Annotated in this window: 9 protein-coding genes; 6 read left to right on the top strand and 3 right to left on the bottom strand. The window is 65.6% G+C overall.

Translation table 11 applies throughout. The features are described from left to right. Window positions 1-131 precede the first annotated feature (131 nt). Genes MXAZACID_RS09600 through MXAZACID_RS19745 form a run of 3 tightly spaced genes read left to right on the top strand, consistent with a single transcriptional unit; the run spans window position 132 to window position 996 of the window. Window positions 132-470, top strand: coding sequence for a hypothetical protein (locus MXAZACID_RS09600; RefSeq protein ID WP_008494097.1), 339 nt, complete (start codon window positions 132-134; stop codon window positions 468-470). 6 nt (window positions 471-476) lie between these two features. Beyond that, window positions 477-878: a hypothetical protein gene (locus tag MXAZACID_RS09595; RefSeq protein WP_008494096.1), complete on the top strand. Its 402-nt coding sequence runs from the start codon at window positions 477-479 to the stop codon at window positions 876-878. After that, complete coding sequence (locus MXAZACID_RS19745) at window positions 856-996, top strand: hypothetical protein (RefSeq protein WP_205619783.1); 141 nt, start codon at window positions 856-858, stop codon at window positions 994-996. The genes MXAZACID_RS09595 and MXAZACID_RS19745 overlap by 23 nt, the downstream gene beginning before the upstream one ends. A 168-nt stretch (window positions 997-1,164) precedes the next feature. Here the strand turns inward: MXAZACID_RS19745 and MXAZACID_RS09590 are convergent, their stop codons facing one another. The 3 genes from MXAZACID_RS09590 to MXAZACID_RS09580 form a co-directional block, all read right to left on the bottom strand. Further along, window positions 1,165-1,692 (bottom strand): DUF3576 domain-containing protein, encoded by a 528-nt coding sequence (locus MXAZACID_RS09590; protein WP_008494095.1) that lies wholly within the window; start codon window positions 1,690-1,692, stop codon window positions 1,165-1,167. A 159-nt stretch (window positions 1,693-1,851) separates the two neighbouring features. Then, window positions 1,852-3,126 (bottom strand): porin, encoded by a 1,275-nt coding sequence (locus tag MXAZACID_RS09585; protein WP_008494094.1) that lies wholly within the window; start codon window positions 3,124-3,126, stop codon window positions 1,852-1,854. A gap of 362 nt (window positions 3,127-3,488) precedes the next feature. Beyond that, on the bottom strand, window positions 3,489-4,088 hold the full coding sequence (locus MXAZACID_RS09580) for a thiamine phosphate synthase (RefSeq protein ID WP_008494093.1): 600 nt from the start codon (window positions 4,086-4,088) through the stop codon (window positions 3,489-3,491). Here MXAZACID_RS09580 and MXAZACID_RS09575 point away from each other — a divergent pair. The 3 genes from MXAZACID_RS09575 (at window position 4,087) to mreD (ending at window position 6,397) form a co-directional block, all read left to right on the top strand. Next, complete coding sequence (locus MXAZACID_RS09575) at window positions 4,087-4,761, top strand: YggS family pyridoxal phosphate-dependent enzyme (protein WP_008494092.1); 675 nt, start codon at window positions 4,087-4,089, stop codon at window positions 4,759-4,761. The two genes, MXAZACID_RS09580 and MXAZACID_RS09575, sit on opposite strands and share 2 nt — an antisense overlap. A 193-nt stretch (window positions 4,762-4,954) precedes the next feature. Then, window positions 4,955-5,848: a rod shape-determining protein MreC gene (gene mreC / locus MXAZACID_RS09570; RefSeq protein WP_008494091.1), complete on the top strand. Its 894-nt coding sequence runs from the start codon at window positions 4,955-4,957 to the stop codon at window positions 5,846-5,848. A gap of 3 nt (window positions 5,849-5,851) precedes the next feature. Then, window positions 5,852-6,397 carry a rod shape-determining protein MreD gene (gene mreD / locus MXAZACID_RS09565; protein ID WP_008494089.1) on the top strand — a complete coding sequence of 182 codons (546 nt, stop codon included), beginning with the start codon at window positions 5,852-5,854 and terminating at the stop codon, window positions 6,395-6,397. The last annotated feature ends 9 nt before the right edge of the window (window positions 6,398-6,406 follow it).

Here is a 6,406-nt window from a genome sequence, read left to right as displayed (position 1 = left end):
CGGTTAACAGGCAAGCCAAAGCGCAGCTTTGTTGCGCATGCTCAGCAATTATCGTGTGATGCGGCCGGCGGCGGCGTTGAAAAAGCCGCTCTGCCGTACGACGTGAGGTTTGAGCAAAGGAGGGTTTCGAGATGTGCGCCAAACGAATTGATCCGTCTTCCATCGATATCGATCAGCTGAAACAGGAATTCGAGAAATTCCGCGTCGGACTCGGCGATGCCGGGGAGAAGCTGGGTGAGAACGCGCATGCGGCGCTGGAGCAGATCACCTCCTATCTGAATGGCGGCAACCTCTCCTCGCGAGTCGCCTCGATCGAGGAGGAGCTGGAAATTCTCGGCGCCCGGCTGAAGGGCACGAGCAAGGATGCGGTCGCCAAGCTGGAGACGGAAGTGAGCGAGCGCCCGCTGGCGTCGCTGGCCATCGCCTTCGGCGTCGGCCTGCTCGCCGCCGGCTTCCTGCGCCGCGGCTAAGAGAGGATGAGCCTCGGCCGCCGCGCTGCCTATGTCGGTAAATCCGCCGCGCTTTGGGTCTGCATGGCCCTGGTGCTGCTCGGCACCGGGCTGGGCGGGCTGGGTTTGCTGGCCGCCGCTTTGCTGATCTGGCTGGCGCATTATGTCGGCATGGCGGGGGCGTCCGCCATTTGCGGCGTCCTGCTGCTGGTGGTGGGCGCGCTCTGCGCGCTCATCTTCACCGCCGTGCTGCGGCGCATGCGCGCCCGCCAGCCCAGCCTCGTCACCGAGGCGGTGAGCACGCTGAGCCTGGCGCTGCGCTTTGGCACCTTCATCGTCCGGCGTGACCCGCGCAAGGCGGTGCTGACGGCGCTGATCACCGGCGCGGTGGCGGAATATTTCCTCGGTGAGCGCCGCAACAAGAGCTGAGCGCTTAAAAAATCAAAAGTTTTTTGGTGCCGCTTTTTTACAAAAAGCGGCGAAAGGTGTTCGGGGTGTGCGCAACGCCGTCGTCACCACCCCGGACATTTTGCAGCCCTTTTTGTAAAAAGGGCTGCACCCTCCGGCGGCTTTCCACCGCTGCTGCGCAGCGGCGGAACCTTGGCCGCCTACGCCCAAAAACTTTTATGATCTTCCCTCCATGCCCGTGGCTCAGCCCCCAACAAAAAAACCCCTCCCGTCGGCGACGGGAGGGGTTTTTTGTACCCGAAAAGCTTTACTTGGTGTTCTTCGCCGCCGCCTGCAGATCGGCGGCGCGGGCCAGGATGCGATCCTCCAGCCCGCTGGCGAGCGAGGGATCGGCCGGGCTGTCCACCCATTGGCCGTTCTGCTGCACCTGCTCGAACACGCTCACCTGAATCGCGTCCGCGGTCAGGGTTTTGCTGAGGATATAGGCATTCGCCTTGAAGCGGGTGCCGGGCTGGCCGGGCGGCGTGTACCAGTCGGTGATGATCACCCCGCCGAACGGATCAGCCGAGACCAGCGGCATGAAGGAGAGCGTGTCCAGCGTCGCCCGCCAGAGATAGGCATTGACCTGGATATTGGTGTTGGAGGCGGCGCCACCCGTGCTGCCCTTGCCGAGGGTGAACAGCGAGCCAGAGCCCGGCGCGGCCGGCCCCATGCCGCCCATCTCGTAATTGGCGACGTCAGGGTTGGAGGTCTTCAGACCGCCTGAGCAGGCACTGAGCCCGAGCAGGCTGAGCGCCAGGCTGGCGGGGACGGCGACACGTTGAATAATCCGCAATTCTGCTCTCCAAACCCGAAACTGCAAGCTGTTTAGCCTTCAACCAAGGCGCCGCCAAGGGCTGCGGCCACAAGATCGAATGCGGCCGCGCAAACAAAAAGGGTGGCGGTTGCCCGCCACCCTTTCAAGATCAGCCCAGAAGGACCGGCCTTTAGGCGATTACCACTTGATGGTGGTGCCGAGGTCGATCATCTGCTCCTGCACGTTGCCGGTCGAGGTCGCGGTCGGCTGGTGCTGGTGGCCATACAGATATTCCAGATACAGGCCCATCGGCTTGGCGATCTGGTAGTTCGCGCCAGCGGCAACGCCATACTCGCTCAGCGTGCGAGCAACGGCGGTGGAACCCGGAACATAGTTGCCGGAGCTCTGCTGGTTGAAGTAGGAGGCGCCGACCGTGTACGGGCCGACATTGTAGGACGCGCCAACCACATAGCCCAGAGCGTTACGCGCGCCCTTCGGCTTGAAGGCGTAGCCGTCTTCAACCTGGCCCCACTTCATGTTGCCGCCAACGGTCAGACCCGCGAAGGTGGTCTGCGCACCGGCCTGCATCACGCTCAGCTCGTCATAGCCATGCGGCGCGGTGGTCGGGGTGCCGCCCAGAATGCCCAGCGGCGCGCCGTGCAGGTAAGAGACGGAGACCTTGTTGTCGAAGCCGTTCATCTTCTCGCCGTAGGACACGGACATGTCCAGCGTGTTGCGGCGGCGGACATTGCTGCCACCATAGATGGAGCTCGCGGACTCGCCCAGGGTGCTGCCGTTGGCGGCGTTGCCTTCCTTGATGCCGTTGGAGTTCGGCTCGAAGCCGATGATGCCGGACAGCTTGCCGCCGAGCACGCCCACGGCCGGGGACTCATACACAACCTTGTTGGTGGCATAGAGGCCGGAGGTGTCGGCGAACATGAACAGACCCGGGGAGGTCGGCAGCATGGTGCAGGCGCCGCCATCGCAGTTGAACCCGGCGCCGTCGCCGAAGCTCTCGATCGCGCCAACCTGGGACAGGGTCCAGGCGCTGTCGGTCTGGCCGGCGCGGATGAAGCCGTATTCCGGCGCGCCGATATAGGCATAAGCGCGCTTCACATACAGGCTCTCGGTGCCGGCGGAAACGGTGGTGTTGGAGCCGGCGGACTTGCCAGCGGAGGAGACGGTGGTGCGGATTTCAGCCTGCACACCATACCAGATGCCGTTGGTGGTCTGCGCGTCGAAGCCCGGATAGATGCGGAAATCGCCGTTGGTGCCGACATTGTTCAGCTTGTAGGCGCTGGTGCCCGAGCCGCCGGACATGTGGGTGGAGCCGAACGCGCCGACGCCGTACTGGAAGTAACCGTTCAGGTGAACGACGATGCTGCCCGGAGCGGCAACCTCTTTCGCCGGCTGGGCGAAGGCAGCGCCCGTGGCGAGCATGGTGGCCGCAGTGGCCAGAAGCAGTTTGCGCATCAAATCATCTCCATCATTCGCCGTGCGGCGGAATTTTTAAGACCGTGAGGCCCCCAGAAGCGTGCACCGACAGCCTGACGACAGCCGATGCGCTCGGCAGCCTATAAATCGCCATCCGCCGGCCCGCGCAATCTCTGACTTTCCGTTCTTGAGCTTATTCGGGGGAGTGTGGCACGCACGCCACATGTATATGACGTTAATGTTAAATTCGATCCTGCGCTTTTCCTGTAAAAACCAGCGACTATGCGCAGCTTACGCTGCAGCGCGATATAATATTCATACCGTTTAAGTATTTTTATAGACACGCTTGGCCTGCCGCTCCGGGGCGAGCCCGAACCGGGTCAAACTTCAAGCCAATTGCTTCAAAAAAAGGCGTCGATTGCCCCCACGCCGGCACAGGCAGGCCCCAAGTTCCGAGCATGGCGGCCATTCATTCCCCCCAGAGCGAAAGGCTTTATCGGCGCCTTGCCGCGGACTGGAGTCAGCCGTGCCGCCAGACGACGCCAACCCGCCACCCCCAACCCGCGCGCGCCGGGATGGCTGGCGGTGGGATGCACGGGTGAGATGAAGACCAGCGCCACATCCGCCCGCCTTGCCTGCCGAATCTGCGCCTCATCATGCGCCGAGGCGCTGCGCAGCCCGGTATGCGGACGCACCCGCCCCGCCCCGCCGCGCAGATGCAGCCCCGCCTTCAGCGACGCCGCCAGCCGCGCATCCCCGGCGATGATCAGCGCCAGCCGCCGCGCCCGGCAAATCTTCGCCACCCGCCGCGCCAGCCGGGCGCGGTCCGGGTCCTGGTCATGGCGCAGCACCACCCCGCACAGCCCCAAAGGCAGCCGGGCGATCACCGCCAGCGGGTCGGGCGTGCGCTGGGCATCGGTGAAGAACCAGAGCGGCGGGATCTGGGCCTGCGGGTCGCGCCGCTTTACCGCGCGGCCCCAGGCGATTAACCGTGAATCCATGGCCGATATTAGCCCGATTGCCCGCAACCTCGAAATCATCCGCGCCCAGATCGCGCAAGCCGCCCGCGCCGCCGGGCGCGATCCCGAGGAGATCACCCTGATCGCCGTCAGCAAAACCCATCCGCGCGCCGCGGTGGAGGCGGCCTTGGCGGCGGGGCTGCATATATTCGGCGAGAACCGGGTGCAGGAGGCGGCGGAAAAATTCCCGCTCCCCGGCGCGAAACTGCATATCATTGGCGGGCTGCAGACCAACAAGGCCGAGCAGGCGGTGCGCCTGGCCGATGCGATCGACAGCCTGGACCGCCCGCGCCTGCTCGATGCCATCGACGCCGCCGCGCAAAAAGCCGGGCGCCTGCCGGAGCTGCTGGTGCAGGTGAATATCGGCGACGAGGCGCAGAAATCCGGCATCCCCACCGCCGAAGCGGATGGGTTCATCCGCGCCGCGCGCGCGCGTTTCGGCGATGCGCTGAAAGGGCTGATGTGCATCCCGCCGGCAGAGGGCGACCCCACAGCTTATTTCCAGCGCCTCGCCGCGATGGCCGATGCGCACGGGCTGGCGGTGCGCTCGATGGGCATGTCCGGCGATTACGCCGCCGCCATCGCCGCCGGCGCCACCCATATCCGCATCGGCACCGCTCTGTTCGGCCGGCGCGAGACCCCGCCGGCAAATTAACGCTACCGAAAGTTTTTGGCGGTATCGGGTGTTTCTTCAACAACAGCGGACCCTTTGCCCCGCCCGCCAGACACAATTTTTAATGTTTTAAACGCGCTGCCCTGGCTGAATCCGCGCATTCCCACTGTGCGTCCCGCGCATTTGCCTGTAAGGGCTAGGCGGTCATTGTCCTCTTTTTGCAGATAGGTTTCCGGTGATCAGATTATCGATCCCGCTCCGCCAAGCCCTGTCGCGTCTGACCCTGCCGGTGATGCTGATGGTCTCGCTCGGCTGCGTTCTCATCGGCCGGGCGGATCAGAATTTCTCCGACCGGCTGCGCGCTGGCTTGGATGACATGCTGGCGCCGGCCTATATGCTGGTCTCCGGCCCGATCCAGGCGGCCGAGCACGGCACCGGCGAAATCGGCCATCTCTTCTCGCTGAGCCAGGAAAACGAGCAGCTGCGCGAACAGAACGCCGAGCTGCTGCAATGGCAGGAGGTGGCGATGGCGCTGCAGGCGCAGAATGATGCGCTGAAAGCCTCGCTGCATTTCGTCCCCACCCCGACGCCGGAATTCGCCACTGGCGAGGTGGTGGCGGATCTCGGCGGCGTCTATGCCCGCTCGGTGCTGGTGCTGGTGCCGCCGGCCAATGGCAACCCGCAAAGCCTCATCGGCGCGGTGGCGATGGATGGGCGCGGCCTCGCCGGCCGGGTGGTGGATGCCGGGGACCGCTCCGCCCGGGTGCTGCTGATCAACGACATCAATAGCCGCATCCCGGTGGCGATCGGCGCCAATGGCGCGCCCGCCCTGATGGCCGGCACCAACGGACCGGACCCGTCCTTGCTGTACTGGTCGCCGAACCAGCCGCCGCCGGAAGGGGCGATGGTGCTCACCAGCGCCGAGGGCGGCGCCTTCCCGCCCGGCCTGCCGGTGGGGGTGGTGCATTACAATGCGCAGAACCAGCCGGTGGTGCTGCCGCTGGCGCATCTGGACGCGCTGCGGGTGCTGCGCCTGTTCAGCTATCCGGATAATCTGCCGGCCCTCACCCCCATCCCGCATCTCAAACCCGCCGCCGCCAGCGCCGCCAAGCATCACCGGAAACGCTGAGCCATGGCCCGCGGCTCCGCCCTGCGCCGGCCCACGAAATTGTGGCGCCAGATCGACGCGATTTCGCGCTGGATATTCCCCGTGGTCACGCTGCTGTTCGGGCTGTTCGTCATCGGCATGCCCTTCGGCATTCCCGGCCAGGCGGCGCTGCGCCCGGTCTATGCGATGGCCTGCGTGTATTTCTGGTCGCTCTACCGCCCGGGCTCCCTGCCCGCGCCGCTGGTGGCCTTGTGCGGGTTGCTGCTGGACCTGCTCGGCCTCTCCTCCTTCGGGGTCTGGGCGGTGCTGTTGCTGCTGCTGCAATGGGGCACGCTGCTCGCCCGCCGCAAGCTGGTGCCGGCGCGGTTTCTCATCGTCTGGGCCAGCTTCACGCTGGCGGCCGGGGTCTGCGCCGGGCTGGCCTGGGCGATTGAATCCGCCCTCGCCTTACGGCTGCTGCCGCCCGGGCCGCTGGTGCTGGAGGTGCTGCTGGCCGCCGGGCTCTACCCGTTGCTGGCCGCCTTCCTGATCCGCGCCCATCGCGGCCCGGCGGCGGTGGAACAGGCGTAAGGAGCGAAG

This window comes from Acidocella sp. MX-AZ02, from assembly GCF_000306035.1.
GTDB classification, from domain to species: domain Bacteria; phylum Pseudomonadota; class Alphaproteobacteria; order Acetobacterales; family Acetobacteraceae; genus Acidocella; species Acidocella facilis.
This window is presented reverse-complemented; position numbering and strand designations above follow the sequence as displayed.